Genomic DNA, 19840 nt, shown 5'->3' on the forward strand with positions numbered 1-19840 from the left:
AGGAGTGGCGACACCCGATGACCAACGACGAAAAGCTGCTCTCCTACCTCAAGCGGGTCTCCGCCGACCTGGCCCAGACCCGGCAGCGGCTGCGCGAGGTGGAGACCCAGGACCGGGAACCCATCGCGATCGTCGGGATGAGCTGCCGCTTCCCCGGCGGCGTGACCACCCCGGAGGAGTTCTGGCGGCTCGTCCACGACGGCACCGACGCCATCGGCGACTTCCCCGACGACCGGGGCTGGGACATCGAAGCCCTGTACGACCCCGACCCGGACGCCACCGGCAAGAGCTACGTCACCCGCGGCGGGTTCCTGTCCGACGCGGCCGGGTTCGAGCCGGACTTCTTCGGCATCAGCCCCCGTGAGGCGGTCGCGATGGACCCCCAGCAGCGGCTGCTGCTGGAGGTGTCGTGGGAGGCCCTGGAACGTGCCCGCATCGCCCCCGACTCGGCGCACGGCGCCCGGATCGGGGTGTTCGCCGGCACCAACGGCCAGGACTACAAGGACCTGCTGGCGCGGATGCCGGAGGACAGCGAGGCCGCGCTCGGCACCGGCGTGCTGGCCGCCGTGATCTCCGGCCGCATCTCCTACACACTGGGCCTGGAGGGCCCGGCCGTCACCATCGACACCGCCTGCTCCTCGGCGCTCGTCGCCGTGCACCTGGCCGTGCAGGCGCTGCGCAACAAGGAGTGCACCCTCGCCCTCGCGGGCGGCGCCACCGTGATGGCCACACCGGGCAACTTCATCGCCTTCAGCCGGCAGCGCGGCCTCGCCCCCGACGGCCGCTGCAAGTCCTTCGCGGACGCGGCGGACGGCACCGGCTGGAGCGAGGGCGCCGGCATGCTGGTGCTGGAACGGCTCAGCGACGCCCGCCGCAACGGCCACGAGGTGCTGGCCGTCGTCCGCGGCTCCGCCGTCAACCAGGACGGCGCCTCCAACGGACTGACCGCCCCCAACGGGCCGTCCCAGCAGCGCGTCATCCGCGCCGCGCTCGCCGGGGCGCAGCTCACCGCCGCCGACGTGGACCTGCTGGAGGCGCACGGCACGGGCACGACGCTGGGCGACCCGATCGAGGCGCAGGCGCTGCTCGCCACCTACGGCCAGGACCGGCCCGCCGACAGCCCGCTGTGGCTCGGGTCGGTGAAGTCCAACATCGGGCACACCCAGGCCGCGGCCGGTGTCGCCGGCATCATCAAGGCCGTCATGGCGATGCGGCACCGCGTCCTGCCGAAGACGCTGCACGCCGACGAGCCCTCCACCAAGGTCGACTGGGACCAGGGCCGGGTACGGCTGCTGACGGAGAACCGGCCCTGGCCCGACCCCGGCCGCCCGCGCCGCGCCGCCGTCTCCTCCTTCGGCGCCAGCGGCACCAACGCGCACACCATCCTGGAGGAGGCCCCCGCCGGGGAACCGGCCGGGACCGGCCCGCGCACGGCACCGCCGCTGGTGCCGTGGGTGGTCTCCGGCCGCACCGAGCAGGCCCTGCGCGAGCAGGCCGCCCGCCTGGCGGCCGCCGCCGGCGAGCTGGACCCGGTGGACGTGGCGCACTCCCTGGCCGCCACCCGCACCGCCCACCCCTACCGGACCGTCGTCCTCGGCGCGGACCGGGACGCGCTCCTGGCCGGGCTGACCCAGGTCGCCGACGGCGGCCGGGGCGCCGCATCGGGCCGGGTCCGCAAGGGACAGACCGCCTTCCTGTTCACCGGACAGGGCGCCCAGCGCGCCGGCATGGGCCGGCACCTGCACGCGCACTTCCCCGTCTTCGCCCGCGCCTTCGACGAGATCTGCGCGCTCTTCGGCGACGACGACCTGCGCGACCTCGTCCTCGGCGACGACCCCGAACCGCTCCACCGCACCGCCCGCACCCAGACGGCGCTGTTCGCCTTCGAGGTCGCGCTGTACCGGCTGGTGGAGTCCTGGGGGCTCACGCCCGACTACCTGGCCGGGCACTCCATCGGCGAGATCGCCGCCGCGCACGTCGCCGGCGTGCTGGACCTGAAGGACGCGGCCACCCTGGTGGCCGCGCGCGGCCGGCTCATGCAGGCGCTGCCCGAGGGCGGCGCGATGATCGCCGTACGCGCCACCGAGGAGGAGGTCCGCCCGCTGCTCACCGAGCGGGTCGGCATCGCCGCCGTCAACGGCCCCGAGTCCGTGGTGATCTCCGGGGACGCCGCCGAGGCGGAGGCGGTGGCCGTCCACTTCGCCAAGAGCCGCCGCCTGACGGTCTCGCACGCCTTCCACTCGCCGCTCATGGAACCGATGCTGGACGGGTTCCGGGCGGTCGCCGAGTCCCTGACCTACCACCGTGCCACCGTCCCGGTCGTCTCCAACGTCACAGGCGCCCTCGCCACCCAGGACATCGCCGGCCCCGACTACTGGGTGCGGCACGTGCGCGAGGCGGTGCGCTTCCACGACGGGATACGCGCCCTCACCGCCGAGGGCGTCACCCGCTTCCTCGAACTCGGCCCGGACGCCGTGCTGACGGCCATGGCCCGCGAGTGCCTGGCCGCCGACGACACCGGCACCGACGCCGTGCTCGCCGCCGCCACCCGCCGCGAGCGCGACGAGACCGAGACCCTGCTCACCGCCGTGGCCCAGCTGTACACCGGCGGCGCCGCCGTGGACTGGACCGCGCTGTTCGCCGGCGCCCGCACCGTCGACCTGCCCACCACCGCCTTCCAGCGCGAGCGGTTCTGGCCCGAGACCGCCGCACCGGTCGGCGACGTCGGCTCCGCCGGCCTTGACCCCGCCGACCACCCGCTGCTCGGCGCGGCCACCGTGCTCGCCGACTCCGACGGCGCCGTGCTCACCGGCCGGCTGTCGGTGCGCACCCACGCCTGGCTCGCCGACCACGTCGTCGGCGGCTCCGTCGTCGTCCCCGGCACCGCCATGGTCGAACTCGCCGTCCGCGCCGGGGACCAGGTCGGCTGCGGACGCCTGGAGGAACTCGCCCTCGAAGTACCGCTGGTGCTGCCCCCGGACGACGGCGTGCGCGTCCAGGTCGCCGTCGGGGCGCCCGACCCGTCCGGCGCCCGCACGGTCCAGGTCTACGCCCGCGCCGAGAGCCTGCCCGCCGACGAGCCGTGGACCCTGCACGCCTCCGGCCTCCTCACCGCGGACACCGGCACCCCGGGCAGCCGCCTGGACGTGTGGCCCCCCGAGGACGCCGAACCCCTCGGCACCGACGGGCTGTACGAGCGGCACGCCGCCGCCGGACTGGCGTACGGGCCCGCCTTCCGGGCGCTGACCGCCGCCTGGCGGCGCGGCGAGGAACTGTACGCCGAGGTACGGCTGCCCGAGCGGCCCGCCGCCGACGCGCCCCGCTTCGGCCTGCACCCGGCCGCCTTCGACGCCGCCCTGCACGCCCTGGCCCTGCTCGGCGACGGATCCGCCGACGACACCGCCCGGCTGCCGTTCCTGTTCGCCGGCGTCACCCTGCACGCCGTCGGCGCCTCCGTGCTGCGGGCCCGGCTGGTGCCCACCGGGAACCACGCCTTCGCCGTCGACCTGGCCGACGCCACCGGCGCCCCCGTCGCCACGGTCACCTCGCTCGCCTCACGCCCGCTCACGAACCTGCGCGCCGCCCGCGACACGACCGCCGACGCCCTGTTCACCCTCGACTGGCAGCCGCTGCCCCTGGACGCCGACGCCCCCGACACCGCCCACCGGGTGCTGCACAGCACACCCGGCAGCGACGCCGCCGCCGTACGCCAGGCGCTGCACACCGCGCTCGCCGCCCTCCAGGACGGCGACCCGCGCCCGCTGGCCGTCGTCACCCGCGGCGCGGTCGGCGTCGCGCAGGAGGACGTGCCCGACCTGGCCGGCGCGGCCGTCTGGGGCCTGGTGCGGTCCGCGCAGTCGGAGAACCCCGACCGGTTCGTCCTGCTCGACCTCGAACCCGGCGCGGACGCCGACGCCGTCCTGCCCGCCGTCCTCGCCTCCGGCGAACCGCAGGTCGCCGTGCGGGCCGGCACCGCCCACGCCGCCCGGCTGGTGCGCGCCGAAGCACCCCCGGAAGCGGCCGGGCCGGACCTCGGCCCCGAGGGCACCGTCCTGCTCACCGGCGCCACCGGCGGCCTCGGCCCGGTGATCGCCCGCCACCTGGTCACCGCCCACGGCGTCCGGCACCTCGCCCTGCTCAGCCGGTCGGGCCGCGCCGACGACCTGATCGCCGAACTCGCCGCCCTCGGCGCCACCGCGACCGCCCACGCCTGCGACATCGCCGACCGCGCCGCCCTCGCCGCCGTCCTCGCCGGCATCCCGGCCGAGCACCCGCTCACCGCGGTCGTCCACGCCGCCGGCGTCCTGGACGACGGTGTCGTCTCCTCGCTCACCCCCGAGCGCATCGACGCCGTCCTCGCACCCAAGGCGCTCGGCGCCCTCCACCTCCACGAACTCACCGGCGGCCTCGCGGCGTTCGTGCTGTTCTCGTCCGTCGCCGGCACCGTCGGCGCACCCGGCCAGGGCAACTACGCCGCCGCCAACGCACTCCTGGACGCCCTCGCCGCGCACCGCCACGCCCAGGGCCGGCCCGCGCTGTCCCTGGCGTGGGGGCCGTGGGCCCCGACGGGCGGCATGACCAGCTCCCTGGACGAGGCGGACCGCGCCCGGATGGCGCGCGGCGGCATGACCGCCCTGTCGGCCGAGGAGGGCACCGCCCTGTTCGACCGGTCGCTGCGCGCCGGCCGTGCCGCCCTGGCACCGGTGCGGCTCAGCCTGCCCGCGCTGCGTGCCCAGGGCAGCGGCCTCGCCCCCGTCCTGCGCGCGCTGGCGGGCCGCCCGGTGCGCCGGGAGGCCGTCGCCGAAGGCGCCGGCGCCGGCTTCGCCGAGCGCCTGGCCGGCCTCGGGGACGAGGAGCGCGCCGAGGCGCTGCTGCACACGGTCCGCACCCATGTCGCCGCCGTGCTCGGCCACGCGAACCCGCAGAGCGTGGAGACCGACCGGGCCTTCAAGGACCTCGGCTTCGACTCGCTCGCCGCGATCGAACTGCGCAACTCCCTCTCCGCCGAGCTGGGCCGGCGGCTCGCCGCCACCCTCGTCTTCGACCACCCCTCGCCCGAAGCGCTCGCCGCCCACCTCGGCACCCTGGTCGACGGCGGCGCCCGGACCGGGGCCCGCCGCGGCCGCCGTACCGGCAAGGCGCGCGCGGACGAGCCGCTGGCGATCGTCGGAATGGCGTGCCGCTACCCGGGCGACGTGCGCACCCCGGAGGACCTGTGGCGGCTGGTCGCCGACGGCACCGACGCCATCAGCGCGTTCCCCGCGAACCGGGGCTGGGACGTGGACCGCGTCGTCGACCCCAGCCGGCGGCGCCCCGACACCTCCTACGTCGGCGAGGGCGGCTTCCTGCACGACGCGGGCGCGTTCGACGCCGCGTTCTTCGGCATCAGCCCCAAGGAAGCCCTCGTCATGGACCCGCAGCAGCGGCTGCTGCTGGAGGCGTCCTGGGAGGCGCTGGAGAGCGCGGGCATCGACCCGCACAGCCTCAAGGGCAGCCGCACCGGCGTGTTCGCCGGTGTCCAGTACCACGACTACTTCGGCAGCTTCGGCTCCGGCAGCATCATCTCCGGCCGCGTCGCCTACACCCTCGGCCTGGAGGGCCCGTCGCTGTCCGTCGACACCGCCTGCTCCTCCTCGCTGGTGGCCCTGCACCTGGCCGCCCAGTCGCTCCGGCAGGGCGAGTCCGGCCTCGCCCTGGTCGGCGGCGTCGCCGTCATGGCCACCCCCGAGACCTTCATCGAGTTCAGCCGGCAGGGCGCGCTCGCCCCCGACGCCCGCACCCGCGCCTTCGCCGACGCGGCGGCCGGGACCGTGTGGGGCGAGGGCGTCGGCGTCCTCGTCGTGGAACGCCTCTCCGACGCCCGCCGCAACGGCCACGAGGTGCTCGCCGTCGTCCGCGGCACCGCCGTCAACCAGGACGGCGCCTCCAACGGCCTGACCGCCCCCAACGGACCTTCCCAGGAACGCGTCATCCTCGAGGCCCTGGAGAACGCCCGCCTCACCACCGCCGACGTCGACGTGGTGGAGGCGCACGGCACGGGGACGACGCTGGGCGACCCGATCGAGGCGCAGGCGCTGCTGGCCACCTACGGCCAGGACCGGCCCGCCGGCAGCCCGCTGTGGCTGGGCTCGGTCAAGTCCAACATCGGGCACACCCAGGCCGCCGCCGGTGTCGCCGGTGTCATCAAGATGGTCATGGCGATGCGCAACGGCGTCCTGCCCAGGACCCTGCACGTGGACCAGCCGTCCACGAAGGTCGACTGGGACGCCGGACAGGTGCGGCTGCTGACCGAGCAGCGGGACTGGCCGCGGCACGAGCGGCCGCGCAGGGCCGGCGTGTCCTCCTTCGGGATCAGCGGCACCAACGCCCACGTCATCCTCGAACAGGCGCCGCCCGCCCCCGCCGAGCCGGAGCGCACGGCACCGCGGGGCCCCGCCGTGCCGTGGCTGCTCACCGCCAAGACGCCCGCCGCGCTCGCCGGCCAGGCCGCCGCGCTCCTCGGCCACCTCGACACCCACCCCGGGCTCGACCCGTCCGACATCGGCTGGACCCTCGCCACCACCCGGGCCCGCTTCCCCTACCGGGCCTCGATCACCGGGACCGACACGGCCGAACTGCGCGGCGCCCTCGCCGCGCTGGCCGACGGCGGCACCGCCCGCACCCTGGCCGAGGGCACCGCGCCCGGCCGCGCCCGGCCCGTGTTCGTCTTCCCCGGCCAGGGCTCCCAGTGGTCCGGCATGGCCACCGGACTCCTCGAGGAGTCACCGGTGTTCGCCGCCCGCATGGCCGAGTGCGCCGCCGCGCTCGCGCCGTACACCGACTGGGACTTCGCCACCGAACTGCGCGGCGGCCTGGACCGCGTGGACGTCGTCCAGCCGCTGCTGTGGGCCGTGATGGTGTCCCTCGCCCACACCTGGAGCGCGTACGGCGTCACGCCCGCCGCCGTCATCGGCCACTCCCAGGGCGAGATCGCCGCCGCCTGCGCGGTCGGCGCGCTGTCCCTGGAGGACGGCGCCCGCGTCGTCGCCCTGCGGTCCCGGGCCATCGCCGAACTGCTGTCCGGCTCGGGCGGCATGATGTCCGTCGGCGAGGGCGCCGACGCCGTCCGCGCCCGGCTCGCCGCCTGGGACGGCCGGCTGTCCGTCGCCGCCGTCAACGGCACCGCCTCCACGGTGGTGTCCGGCGACGCCGACGCCCTCGACGAACTCTTCGCGCGGCTCAGGCAGGAGAAGGTCCGCGCCAAGCGCCTGCCCGTGGACTACGCCTCCCACAGCGCCCACGTGGAGACCCTGCGCGAGCGCCTCGCCGAGGTCCTCGACGGCATCGAGCCGCGCGCCACCCAGGTGCCGTTCTACTCGACGGTCACCGGCGGCCCGCTCGACACCACCGAACTCGGCGCCGGGTACTGGTACACCAACCTGCGCGGCACCGTGCTGTTCGAACAGGCCGTGCGCGCCGCCGTCGCCGACGGGCACCACCTGTTCATCGAGTCCAGCCCGCACCCGGTGCTCACCGTCGGCATCCAGGAGACCGACGACGCCGTGGCCGCCGTGGGCTCCCTGCGCCGCGACGAAGGCGGCCGGGCCCGGCTGCTGACCGCGCTGGGCGAGGCGTTCACCCACGGCGCCGGCGTCGACTGGACCGCCGTCGCCGAGGGCCGCCGGCCGCGCCGCGTCCCGCTGCCCGGCTACGCCTTCCAGCGCGAGTGGTACTGGCTGGACTCCACCGCGAGCGGCGCCGACGTCACCTCCGCCGGCCTCGCCCCCACCGACCACGCCCTGCTCGGCGCCGCGATGGTGCGCGCCGACAGCGAGGGCGTCGTCCTCACCGGGCGGCTCTCCCCGGGCACCCAGCCCTGGCTGGAGGATCACCGGGTCGGCGGCCGGCTGCTCTTCCCGGGCACCGGTCACCTGGAGCTCGCGCTGCGCGCCGGCGACCAGGTCGGCTGCGGCGACATCGCCGAACTCACCCTGCACGCACCGCTGGTCCTGCCCGACCACGGCGCCGTCCAGCTCCAGGTCACCGTCGGAGCGCCCGAGGGGGAGACCCGCCCGGTCACCATCTGGTCGCGGCCGGAGGACCCCGACGCCGACCTGCCCTGGACCCGGCACGCCGACGGCCTGCTCGCTCCCACCGGCACCCTGCCCGCCGGCCCCGCCCCGCTCGCCGCCTGGCCCCCGCGGGGCGCCGAACCGGTCCCGCTCGACGGCCTGTACGACGAACTCGCCGCCCTCGGCCTCGGCTACGGCCCCCTCTTCCAGGGCCTGCGCGCCGCCTGGCGCACCGCGGACGGCCTGTACGCCGAGGTCGCCACCGACGCGGCCCCCGACGGCTTCGCCCTGCACCCCGCCCTGTCCGACGCCGCCCTGCACACCGTCGGCCTCACCGACGCCGCCAGCGACGAGGCCCTGCTGCCGTTCGCCTGGTCCGGGGTACGGCTGTACGCCACCGGCGCGACCGCGCTGCGCGTCCACGTCCGGCCCGCCGGCGAGGGCACCGTCTCCCTCACGCTCGCCGACCCCGCCGGCGCCCCGGTCGCCACGGTCGACGCGCTCACCCTGCGGCCCCTGCGGACCGAGGCCCTGCACGCCGCGGCACGTTCGGCCCGCGCGGGCGCGCTGTACCGGGTCGCCTGGGTGCCGGCCCCGCCGGCCGCGCCCGCCGGCACGGCACCGGAAGTGGTGCGCGCCCCGGCCGGCACCAGCGCCGCCGAGGCACGGGCGGCCGTCGACACGGTCCTGGACCGGCTGCGCACCGCGCTCGCCGCCGCCGACACCACCCTCGTCGTGATCACCGGCACCGACCCGGCGGGAGCCGCGGCCGGCGGCCTGGTGCGCTCCGCCCAGTCGGAGAACCCCGGCCGGATCGTGCTCGTCGAGGCGGAGGCGGGTCAGGAGCCGGACGACAAACGCCTCGCCGAGGCCGTCGCCACCGGCGAACCGCACCTGGCCTACCGCGACGGCGCCTGGCTGGTCCCCCGGCTGGCCCGCGTCACCGACGCCGACGCCGGCGCCGGCGGGCAGGCCACGGCCGACGGAGCCGACCCGGTCCCCGGCGCCGGGCAGATCCCCGGCCTCGGCGGCGGTACCGTGCTGCTCACCGGGGCCACCGGTGCCCTCGGGCGGATCCTCGCCCGGCACCTGGTCGCCGAACGGGGCGTGCGGCACCTGCTGCTGGTGAGCCGTGGCGGCGCCCCGGACGACCTGGTCGCCGAACTCACCGCACTGGGCGCCGAGGTGACGAGCGCCGCGTGCGACGTCGCCGACCGCGCCGCGCTCGCCGCCGTGCTGGACGCCGTACCGGCCGCCCGGCCGCTGACCGCCGTGGTCCACGCGGCCGGCGTCCTCGCCGACGGCGTGCTCACCTCCCTCACGCCGGAGCGGATCGAGAAGGTGTTCCGGCCCAAGGCCGACGCCGCCTGGAACCTGCACGAACTCACCGCCGGCCTGGACCTCGCGGCGTTCGTGCTGTTCTCCTCGTCCGCCGCCACGCTGGGCTCGCCCGGCCAGGCGAACTACGCCGCCGCCAACGCCTACCTCGACGCCCTCGCCGTGTACCGCCGTAGCCTCGGACTGCCCGCGCACTCCCTCGCCTGGGGCCTGTGGGCGCAGGCCGGCGGCATGACCGGCACCCTCGACGAGACGGACCTCACCCGCATCGCCCGGGGCGGCGTCGCCCCGCTGGAGACCGAGGAGGGCGTCGCCCTCTTCGACGCGGCCCTGCGCGGCGCCGACCCCGCCGTGCTGCCGGTGAAGCTGGACATGGCCTCCCTGCGCGCCCAGGGGGAGGGCCTGGCCCCGCTGTTCCGCGCCCTGGTGCCCGTACGGCGGGCCGGCGCGGCCAGCGGGCCGGGCGCCGCCGGCGGCGCCGACGGCCTGCGGGAGCGGCTCGCCGGGCTGCTGGAGGCGGAGCGCGAACCGTTCCTCACCGAACTCGTGCAGAGCCACGTCGCGACCATCCTCGGCTACCGCTCCGCGCAGGACGTCGGCCGCACCCTGGCCTTCCGCGAACTCGGCTTCGACTCGCTGGCCGCCGTCGAACTGCGCAACCGGCTCTCCGCGGCCACCGGCCTGCGGCTGCCGGCCACCCTCGTGTTCGACCACCCCACCCCCGCCGAACTCGCCCGCCACCTGCTCGGCGAACTCACCGGCACCCTCACCGCGACCACCGCCCCCGCCGCCCCCGCCGCCGCCCGGGACGCCGCCGCCGACGAACCGATCGCCGTCGTCGGCATGGCCTGCCGCTTCCCCGGCGGCATCGCCTCCCCGGAGGACCTGTGGCGGCTGGTGGCCGAAGGCCGCGACGCCGTCGGCGAGTTCCCGGCCGACCGCGGCTGGGACGTCGAGAACCTCTACGACCCGACCCTGGACCGGCCCGGCACCAGCTACACCCGGCACGGCGCCTTCCTGTACGACGCCGCCGGCTTCGACCCGGCGTTCTTCGCCATGGACGACGAGGAGGCCCTGGTCACCGACCCCCAGCAGCGGCTGCTGCTGGAGACCTCCTGGGAGGCCCTGGAGCGGGCCTCCATCGACCCCGCCACCCTGCGCGGCTCCGACACCGGCGTGTTCGCGGGCGTCATGTACCACGACTACTTCGGCAGCTTCGGCTCCGGCAGCGTGGTCTCCGGCCGCGTCGCCTACACCCTCGGCCTGGAGGGCCCGACCCTGTCCGTCGACACGGCCTGCTCCTCCTCGCTGGTGGCACTCCACCTGGCCGCGCAGGCACTGCGGCAGGGCGACTGCTCCCTGGCGCTGGCCGGGGGCGTGACCGTGATGGCCACCCCGGGCACCTTCGTGGAGTTCAGCCGGCACCGCGGCCTGTCCCGGGACGGCCGCTGCAAGCCCTTCGCGGACGCCGCCGACGGCACGGGCTTCGGCGAGGGCGCCGGAGTCCTGCTGCTGGAACGGCTCTCCGACGCCCGCCGCAACGGCCGGAAGATCCTCGCCGTGCTGCGCGGCACCGCCGTCAACCAGGACGGCGCCTCCAACGGCATCAGCGCCCCCAACGGCCCCGCCCAGCAGCGCGTCATCCGCCGCGCCCTCCAGGCGGCCGGCGTCCCGGCGGCCGAGGTGGACGTGGTCGAGGCGCACGGCACCGGCACCACCCTCGGCGACCCCATCGAGGCCCAGGCGCTGATCGCCACCTACGGCGCCGAGCACACCGAGGACCGCCCGCTGTGGCTCGGCTCGGTCAAGTCCAACCTGGGGCACACCCAGGCCGCCGCCGGTGTCGCCGGTGTCATCAAGATGATCGAGGCCCTGCGCGCCGAGACCCTGCCGGCCAGCCTCGGCGTCGACCGGCCCTCCCGGCACGTGGAGTGGGAGGGCAGCAACGTCCGCCTGCTGACCGAGAACCGCCCCTGGCCCGACCCGGGCCGCCCGCGCCGCGCCGGCGTCTCCTCCTTCGGCATCTCCGGCACCAACGCCCACGTGATCATCGAGGCCGCGCCGCCCGCCGCGGAACCGGCCGAGGAGGCCCCGGCGCCGCCGGCCGGCATCGTGCCGTGGCTGCTGTCCGGCCACACCCCCGAGGCCCTGCGCGCCCAGGCCGCACGGCTGCTGGAGCACCTGGCCGCCACCCCGGACGCCGACCCGCACCGCCTCGCCGGCGCGCTCGCCCACGCCCGCGCCCGCCTCGGCCACCGGGCCGCCGTCCTCGGCCGCACCCGCGACGAACTCACGGCGGGCGTCCGGGCCCTGGCCGAGGGCCGCACCCCGCCCGCCGGCGTCCTCGGCACCGCCACCGACGGCCGGCTCGCCTTCCTCTTCTCCGGTCAGGGCTCCCAGCTGCCGGGCATGGGCACCCGCCTCGCGGCGGCCTTCCCCGCCTTCGCCGCCGCCTTCGAGGAGGTCCGGGCACACCTCGACCCGCTGCTGGACCGGCCGCTCGCCGACGTCCTCGGCTCCGCCGAGCTGCTGGAGCGCACCGAGTACACCCAGCCCGCGCTGTTCGCCGTGGAAGTCGCCCTGTACCGGCTGCTGGAGTCGTTCGGCGTCCGGCCCGACCTGCTCGCCGGGCACTCCGTCGGCGAGTTCGCCGCCGCCCACGTCGCCGGCGTGCTCACCCTGGCGGACGCCTGCACCCTCGTCGCCGCCCGGGGACGCCTCATGCAGGCCCTGCCCGAGGGCGGCGCGATGATCGCCGTACGCGCCACCGAGGACGAGATCACGCCGCTGCTCGGCGACGGCGTGGGGATCGCGGCCGTCAACGGGCCCACGTCCGTCGTCGTCTCCGGACCCGCCGGACCCGCCCGCGCCCTGGCCGCCCGCTTCGAGCGCACCCGGGAACTGGCCGTCAGCCACGCCTTCCACTCCGAGCTGATGGAGCCGATGCTCGCCGAGTTCCGCGAGGTCGCCGCGTCCCTGTCGTACGGCACACCGCGCATCCCGCTGGTGTCCACCCTCACCGGCGCCCCGGCCGCACCCGAGGAGCTGTCCGCACCCGAGTACTGGGTACGGCACGCCCGTGAGGCCGTCCGCTTCGCCGACGCCGTCACCGCCCTGCACACGGCCGGCGCACGGCACTTCGCGGAGGTCGGCCCGGGCAGCGCCCTGACCGCCGCGGCCGGCGAGTGCCTGCCCGACGGGACGGCCGTCGTACCGCTGCTGCGCAAGGACCGCGAGGAGACCGAAGCCCTGCTCACCGGGCTCGCCGCCCTGCACGTGCACGGCAGCGCCGTCGACTGGGCGCCGCTGCTGCCCCACCGGGACGGCTCGGACCTGCCCACCTACGCCTTCCAGCGCGGCCGCTACTGGATGACCGGCGACACCGGCCTGCCCCGCCCGGCGGCCGACCACCCGCTGCTCGGCACCGCCGTCGAACTCGCCGGCGCCGACGGCACCCTGCACACCGGCCGGCTCTCCCTCGCCGACCACCCCTGGCTCGCCGACCACAGCGTCGGCGGGGTGCCGCTGCTGCCGGGCACCGCCTTCGTCGAGATGGCCCTGGCCGCCGGCGCCCGCGTCGGCTGCGGCACGGTGGAGGAGCTGACCGTCACCGAACCGCTGCCGCTGCCCGAGGACGGCGCCGTCCGCCTCCAGTGCACGGTCGGCGAACCCGACGCGACGGGCGCGCGCGCCTTCCGCGTGTACGCCACCGCGGCCGACGGCGACCCGTGGACCACCCACGCCACCGGCACGCTCCGCCCCGCCGGGGACAGGCCCGGCCACGACCTGGCCGCCTGGCCGCCGCCCGGCGCCGAACCGGTCGACCTGGACGGCGTCTACGACCGGCTGGCCGGACTGGGCGCCGAGTACGGGCCCCGCTTCCAGGGCCTGCGCGCGGCCTGGCGGCACGGCGACGAGGCGTACGCCGAGGTCGCCGTCCCCACCGACGGCGCCGCGTTCGGCCTGCACCCGGCGCTGTTCGACGCCGTCCTGCACGCCATCGGGCTGCGCGCCGGGGCCGAGGAGCGCATGACGCTGCCCTTCGCCTGGACCGGGGTGGAGCTGTACGCGCCGGGCGCGACCGCCCTGCGGGTGCGGATCGCCCCGGCCGGCACCGGCGCGGTGCGCGTCGAGGCCGCCGACGACACCGGCCGGCCGGTGGTACGCGTGGACTCCCTGTCACTGCGGGAGGTCGACCCGGAGCGGATCGCCGCGGCCGCGAGCGGGGGACACGACGACCTGTTCGCCCTCGACTGGGTGCCCGTCTCCGTACCGGCGGCCCCACAGGCCGGGCGGTGGACCGTCCTCGGCCCCGGCCGCCGGGAACTGGCCGGCGCCCTGGCGGGCGAGGTCGCCGAGGTCGCCGTCGCCGGCGACCTGGCCGAGGCCGCCGGACAGGACCCCGAGACCCTGGTCGTCGTCCACACCGGCGGCGACGGGCCGGACGCGGCCCGGGCCGGTGTCCGGCGGCTGCTCACCCTGGTGCGGGACTGGCTGGCCGACGCACGGTTCGCCGACACCACCCTGGTGGTGGCGACGCGCGGCGCGGCCGGCCCCGGGGACGTCACCGATCCCGGCGCCGCCACCGCGTGGGGCCTGATCCGCTCCGCCCAGACCGAGCACCCCGACCGGATGGTCCTCGCCGACCTGGACGACACGGACGCCTCCCGCGCCCTGCTGCCCTCCGCCGTCGCCTCCGGCGAACCCCAACTGGCCCTGCGGGACGGGGCGCTGAGCGTGCCCCGGCTGGTGCGCGCGCCCCGACTGGCCGAGCCCGCCCCGGCCGTCTTCTCCGGCGGTGTCCTCATCACCGGCGGCACCGGCGCCCTGGGCCGGCTGGTCGCCCGGCACCTGGTCACCGCGCACGGCACCGAGCGGCTGGTGCTGCTCAGCCGCGGCGGAGGCGACGCCCCCGGCGCGGCCGGCCTGCGCGAGGAACTCACCGCGCTCGGCGCCGAGGTGACCGTGGTCGCCTGCGACGCCGCCGACCGCGCCGCCCTCGCCCGCGTCCTGGACGAGCACCCGGTCTCCGCCGTCGTGCACACCGCGGGCGTCCTCGCCGACGCCGTCCTGACCTCGCTCACCCCCGAGCGGCTGGACGCGGTCCTGCGGCCGAAGCTGGACGCCGCCTGGCACCTGCACGACCTGACCCGCGAGCGGCCCCTGACCGCGTTCGTGCTGTTCTCCTCCGCGGCGGGCCTGCTCGGCAGCCCCGGCCAGGCCGGTTACGCCGCCGGCAACACCTTCCTCGACGCCCTCGCCGCCCACCGCCGGTCGCTCGGCCTGCCCGCGGTCTCGCTGGCCTGGGGCGCCTGGGCGGGCAGCGGCGGCATGGCCGACCGGCTCGGCGACACCGACGCCCGCCGCATGGCCTCCGGCGGTGTGCTCGCCCTCGACGCGGAGAGCGGGCTCGCCCTGTTCGACACGGGCGTGGGCCGCGCCGAACCGGTGCTGCTGCCGGCCCGTCTGGACCTCGCCCCGCGCGAGGCCGCCCGGGTCGCCCCGCTGCTGCGCTCCCTGGTGCGGGCGCCGCGCCGGACCGGACCCGGGGCGTCGGCCGCCGCATCGGCGCTGCGCCGCGAACTGGCCGCGCTCGCGCCCGAGGAGCGCACCGAACGGCTGCTGCGGCTGGTGCGGGACGAGGCCCGCGCGGTGCTCGGCGTCGAGGAGTTCGAGGCCGGCCTGCCCTTCAAGGACCTCGGCTTCGACTCGCTGACCGCCGTCGAGTTCCGCAACCGGCTCAACGAGGCCACCGGCCTCAGGCTGACCGCCACGCTGGTCTTCGACCACCCCACGCCGGCCGCGCTCACCGACCACCTGGCCGGCGAGCTGGCCCCGCGCACCGGCGACGGCCCGCGCGCCGAGGAGGACACCGTGCGGGCCGCGCTCGCCACCATCCCGGTGGGACGCCTGCGCGAGGCCGGCCTGCTGGACAGCCTGCTCGAACTCGCCGGGGCGCGGCCCGCGCCGGAGCAGGCGGAAGACGGCGGAACCGGGCGCGCGCCTATCGACGCGATGGACGCCGAGAGCCTGATCAGCATGGCGCTCGACGACCTCGTCGGCGACGACGACGCGCTGTGACGACGAACGGTGGGACCGCGCCGAGACGGCGTGCTGTTCCGACGCCCGTGACAAGGAAGAGGACCATGGCCGAGTCCGAGAAGCCGGACACCAGGATGGTCGAGGCGCTGCGCGCCTCGCTGAAGGAGATCGAGCGGCTGCGGGAACGCAACCGCGCGCTGACCGCGGCGGCCCGGGAACCGATCGCGATCGTCGGCATGGCCTGCCGCTACCCGGGCGGAGTGCGGTCCCCGGAGGACCTGTGGCGGCTGGTCGCCGACGGCGCGGAGGGCATCACCCCGTTCCCCGGCGACCGCGGCTGGGACCCGGACCTGTACGACCCGACGCCGGGCGTGCCGGGCCGCTCCTACACCCGGGAGGGCGGCTTCCTGCACGACGCGGGGGACTTCGACGCCGCGTTCTTCGGCATCAGCCCCAACGAGGCCCTGGTCATGGACCCGCAGCAGCGACTGCTGCTCGAAGGCTCCTGGGAGGCCCTGGAGAACGCCGGCATCGACCCCGTCGCGCTGCGCGGCAGCCGCACCGGCGTGTTCGCGGGCGTCATGTACCACGACTACTTCGGCAGCTTCGGCTCGGGCAGCATCGTCTCCGGCCGCGTCGCCTACACCCTCGGTCTGGAGGGCCCGACGCTCAGCGTGGACACCGCCTGCTCCTCGTCGCTCGTCACGCTGCACCTGGCCGCGCAGGCGCTGCGGCAGGGCGAGTGCACGCTGGCGCTGGCCGGGGGAGTGACGGTGATGGCCTCGCCGGGCACGTACGTGGAGTTCAGCCGGCAGGGCGCCCTGTCCCCGGACGGGCGCTGCCGCTCCTTCGCCGAGGACGCGGCCGGCACCGGCTTCTCCGAGGGACTGGGCGTCCTGGTCCTGGAGCGGCTGTCGGACGCGCGGCGCAACGGGCATCCGGTGCTGGCCGTCGTCCGGGGTTCCGCCGTGAACCAGGACGGGGCGTCCAACGGTCTGACCGCGCCGAACGGTCCGTCGCAGCAGCGGGTGATCCGGCAGGCGCTGGCGTCGGCCCGGTTGTCGGCGGCGGACGTGGACGTGGTGGAGGCGCACGGCACGGGTACCACGCTGGGTGATCCGATCGAGGCGCAGGCGCTGCTGGCCGCCTACGGCCAGGAGCGCTCCGCCGGCGCCCCGCTGTGGCTGGGGTCGGTGAAGTCGAACATCGGGCACACGCAGGCCGCCGCCGGTGTCGCGGGTGTCATCAAGATGGTCCTGGCGATGCGCAACGGGGTGCTGCCCAGGACCCTGCACGTGGACCGGCCGTCGACCAAGGTCGACTGGGACGCCGGACAGGTGCGGCTGCTGACGGAGGAACAGCCCTGGCCCCGCACCGACCGGCCGCGCCGGGCCGGTGTGTCCTCCTTCGGCATCAGCGGCACCAACGCCCACGCCATCATCGAGGAGGCCCCCGAGGAGGAGCCGGCGGACGCCGAACCGGACGCCCCGGCGGTCGTATGGCCGCTGTCCGCCCGCTCGGCAGCGGCCCTGCCCGCGCAGGCCGAGCGCCTGCACGCCTTCCTGGCGGAGCGGCCCGAGCTGCACCCGGCGGCCGTCGCCAGGGCCCTCGGCACCCGGCGCACCGCCTTCGACCACCGCGCGGCCGTCACCGGAACCGACCGGGACCAGCTGCTCGCCGGACTGCGCGCCCTCGCCGAGGGCGCCCCCGCCCCGACGGCCGTCACCGGCAGGGCGCGGACCGGCGCCCGTACGGCGTTCCTGTTCACCGGCCAGGGCGCCCAGCGCCTCGGCATGGGCCTCGAACTGCGCGCCCGCTACCCGGTGTTCGCCGAAGCCTTCGACGCGGTCGACGCCCGGACCGGCCTGGACCTCGCCGGGGTGCTGGCCGGCGACGACGCCGACGCCGTCCACCGCACGTGGTACGCGCAGACGGCGCTGTTCGCCTACGAGGTGGCCCTGTTCCGGCTGCTGGAGTCCTTCGGTGTGCGGCCCGACGTGCTGGCCGGGCACTCGGTCGGGGAGATCGCCGCCGCCCATGTGGCCGGCGTCCTCGACCTGGACGACGCCTGTGCCCTGGTCGCCGCCCGGGGCCGGCTCATGCAGGCGCTGCCGGAGGGCGGCGCGATGGTCGCCGTACAGGCCGGCGAGGAGCGGGTACGGCCGCTGCTGGACGGCCGCGTCGGGCTCGCCGCGGTCAACGGGCCGTCCTCCGTGGTGCTTTCGGGGGAGGAGGCGGCGGTGCTCGCCGCCGCCGAGGGCTTCGCGAAGACCAAGCGGCTCGCCGTCTCGCACGCCTTCCACTCACCGCTGATGGACGGCATGCTCGACGACTTCCGTGCCGTGGCCGAAAAGCTGACGTTCCATCAGCCGCGCATCCCGCTGGTGTCCACGCTCACCGGGCGTCCCGCCGACGGGCAGCAGCTGTGCGACCCCGGCCACTGGGTGCGGCACGTGCGGGAGACGGTCCGGTTCGCCGACGCCGTCGCGGCCCTCACCGCCTCGGGCGTCGGCCGCTTCGTGGAAGTCGGCCCGGACGCCGTGCTGACCGGCCTCGTCCGCGAGTGCCCGGACACCGACGGCGCCGTACTCGTCGCCCTCGGCCGGCGCCACGGCAGCGAGCCCGCGGCCCTCCTGTCGGGCCTCGCCCGTCTGTACACCGACGGCCTCGCCCCCGACTGGGCGGCGCTCTTCCCCGGCACGGCCCGCGCCGGACTGCCCACCTACGCGTTCCGGCACGAGCGGTACTGGCTGAACGCGGACGCCGCCCTCACCGCCCTCCCGGCGGCCGCGCCGGCGCCCGCCGGGACCGCGGACGCCGAGCCGCTCGGGCAACGGCTCGCCGGCGCCCCGCCGGCCGAGCAGGAGGCACTGCTGACCGAGCTGATCCGAGCCCAGACCGCCGCCGTCCTCGGGCACCCGGGACCGGAGGCCGTCGAACCCGACGCCGTCTTCCTGGAGATCGGCATGGACTCCGTCTCCGCGGCCGAACTCCGCGCGGCCCTCGGCGCCGCCCTCGGCAGCACCCTGCCCGCCGGCGCCGTCTTCGACCACCGCACCCCGGCCGCCCTCGCCACCGCCCTGCGCGGGCACCTGGCGGGCGGCGCCCCCGGCCCGGCGGGCGCCGGCGACCTGGAATCGGTCAGCGGGCTGGTGCGGCGCGCGGCGGCCGACGGGCGGATGGACCGGGCCATCGACCTGCTGCGCACCGTGGCCGACATCCTCCCCGGCTTCTCCAGCCTGGACGAGCCCGGCGCCGTCCCGGACCCGGTGCGGCTGGCCACCGGTGACGCCTCCCCGCGGCTCGTCTGCCTGCCGTCGCCGATGGCGCTCGGCGGCGCCCACCAGTACGCCCGCTTCGCCCGGCACTTCGACGGCCGCCGTGACGTCGTGGTGCCCGCGGTGCCCGGCTTCGGGCCCGGCGAGGCGCTGCCGCGTTCCGTGGACGCGGTGGTGGAGGTGGTCGTCGAGGGCATCCGCCGGGCCTGCGCGGACGAGCGGCCGTACGTGCTCGTCGGCTACTCCTCCGGCGGGCAGTTCGCCCACGCGGCGGCCGAGATCATGGAGAAGGCCGGACAGCCGGCCGCCGGCGTGGTGCTGCTGGACACCTATCTGCCCGGGGACGACGGCAAGGACGACCTGTGGCGGCAGATGTTCGACGGCATGCTGGACCGGGAGTCCTCGCTCGGGGGCTTCGGGACCACCCGCCTCGCCGCCATGAGCCGCTACAGCGACCTGATCCAGCACTGCCTGCCCGGCGCCCTCGCGGCACCCGTGCTGTTCGTACGGCCGACGGAGTCCTTCGCCGCCGGCACCGACGACTGGCGGGCGAGCTGGCCCGCGGAGCACGAGCCGGCCGATGTGCCCGGCACGCACTTCACGATGCTGGAGGACCGCGCGGAGGCCACCGCCGAGGCGGTCGAGACATGGCTCACGGCGGCACGGTCCGCCGCCGCGTCCTGAAATCGGGGGGGCGGTCGAAAGGGAGGGGGCGTGGGTGGCCGAAAGGCTGCCCGCGCCCCCATTTTCCTTCACTCACCGGCCTCGCGGAAATGCGCCAACCACGCGTGGATATCGCATTGGATACTGGCCGGATCGATACCTAATTGCACGGCGATTTCGTCGGCGGCCGATTCCGGCTGCCAGCCGCTTCGCTGGAGTGCCAGCCACATCGTCGTGCCGCGTGGGCCGCATCGGTGCCGCTTGCCGGTGCGCCGGGAGAAGAGCTCTAAATATCCGTCGGGCCGGACCTGTGCGGTCAGTTCGTGGTCAGGCCTCGTGGCCATGGGACTTCCCATCTTCCGTGGATTTCTGCGGACGGTTTCGACGTTACCCGTGCGCAAGCCCCGGGACACGGGTGGCAACCGGCCCTTTCGAAGGGAAGTCAAATATGCGGACAAGGGTGACGGC

General features: G+C 76.5%; 3 protein-coding genes. 2 read left to right on the forward strand and 1 reads right to left on the reverse strand.

Features of this window, described 5'->3' with window-relative positions; all coding sequences use genetic code 11:
* The first annotated feature begins 35 nt into the window (after positions 1-35).
* Both ACZ5DC_RS23845 and ACZ5DC_RS23850 read left to right on the forward strand, forming a co-directional pair.
* Complete coding sequence (locus ACZ5DC_RS23845) at positions 36-15470, forward strand: SDR family NAD(P)-dependent oxidoreductase (RefSeq protein WP_468656096.1); 15435 nt, start codon at positions 36-38, stop codon at positions 15468-15470.
* Complete coding sequence (locus tag ACZ5DC_RS23850) at positions 15467-19393, forward strand: type I polyketide synthase (protein ID WP_468655738.1); 3927 nt, start codon at positions 15467-15469, stop codon at positions 19391-19393. The genes ACZ5DC_RS23845 and ACZ5DC_RS23850 overlap by 4 nt, the downstream gene beginning before the upstream one ends.
* A 68-nt stretch (positions 19394-19461) precedes the next feature.
* On the opposite strand, the gene ACZ5DC_RS23855 is transcribed toward ACZ5DC_RS23850, so the two are convergent.
* Complete coding sequence (locus ACZ5DC_RS23855; RefSeq protein ID WP_468655740.1) at positions 19462-19716, reverse strand: hypothetical protein; 255 nt, start codon at positions 19714-19716, stop codon at positions 19462-19464.
* Between the last annotated feature and the right edge of the window lie 124 nt (positions 19717-19840).

This window comes from Streptomyces sp. NPDC031445 (assembly GCF_055581365.1).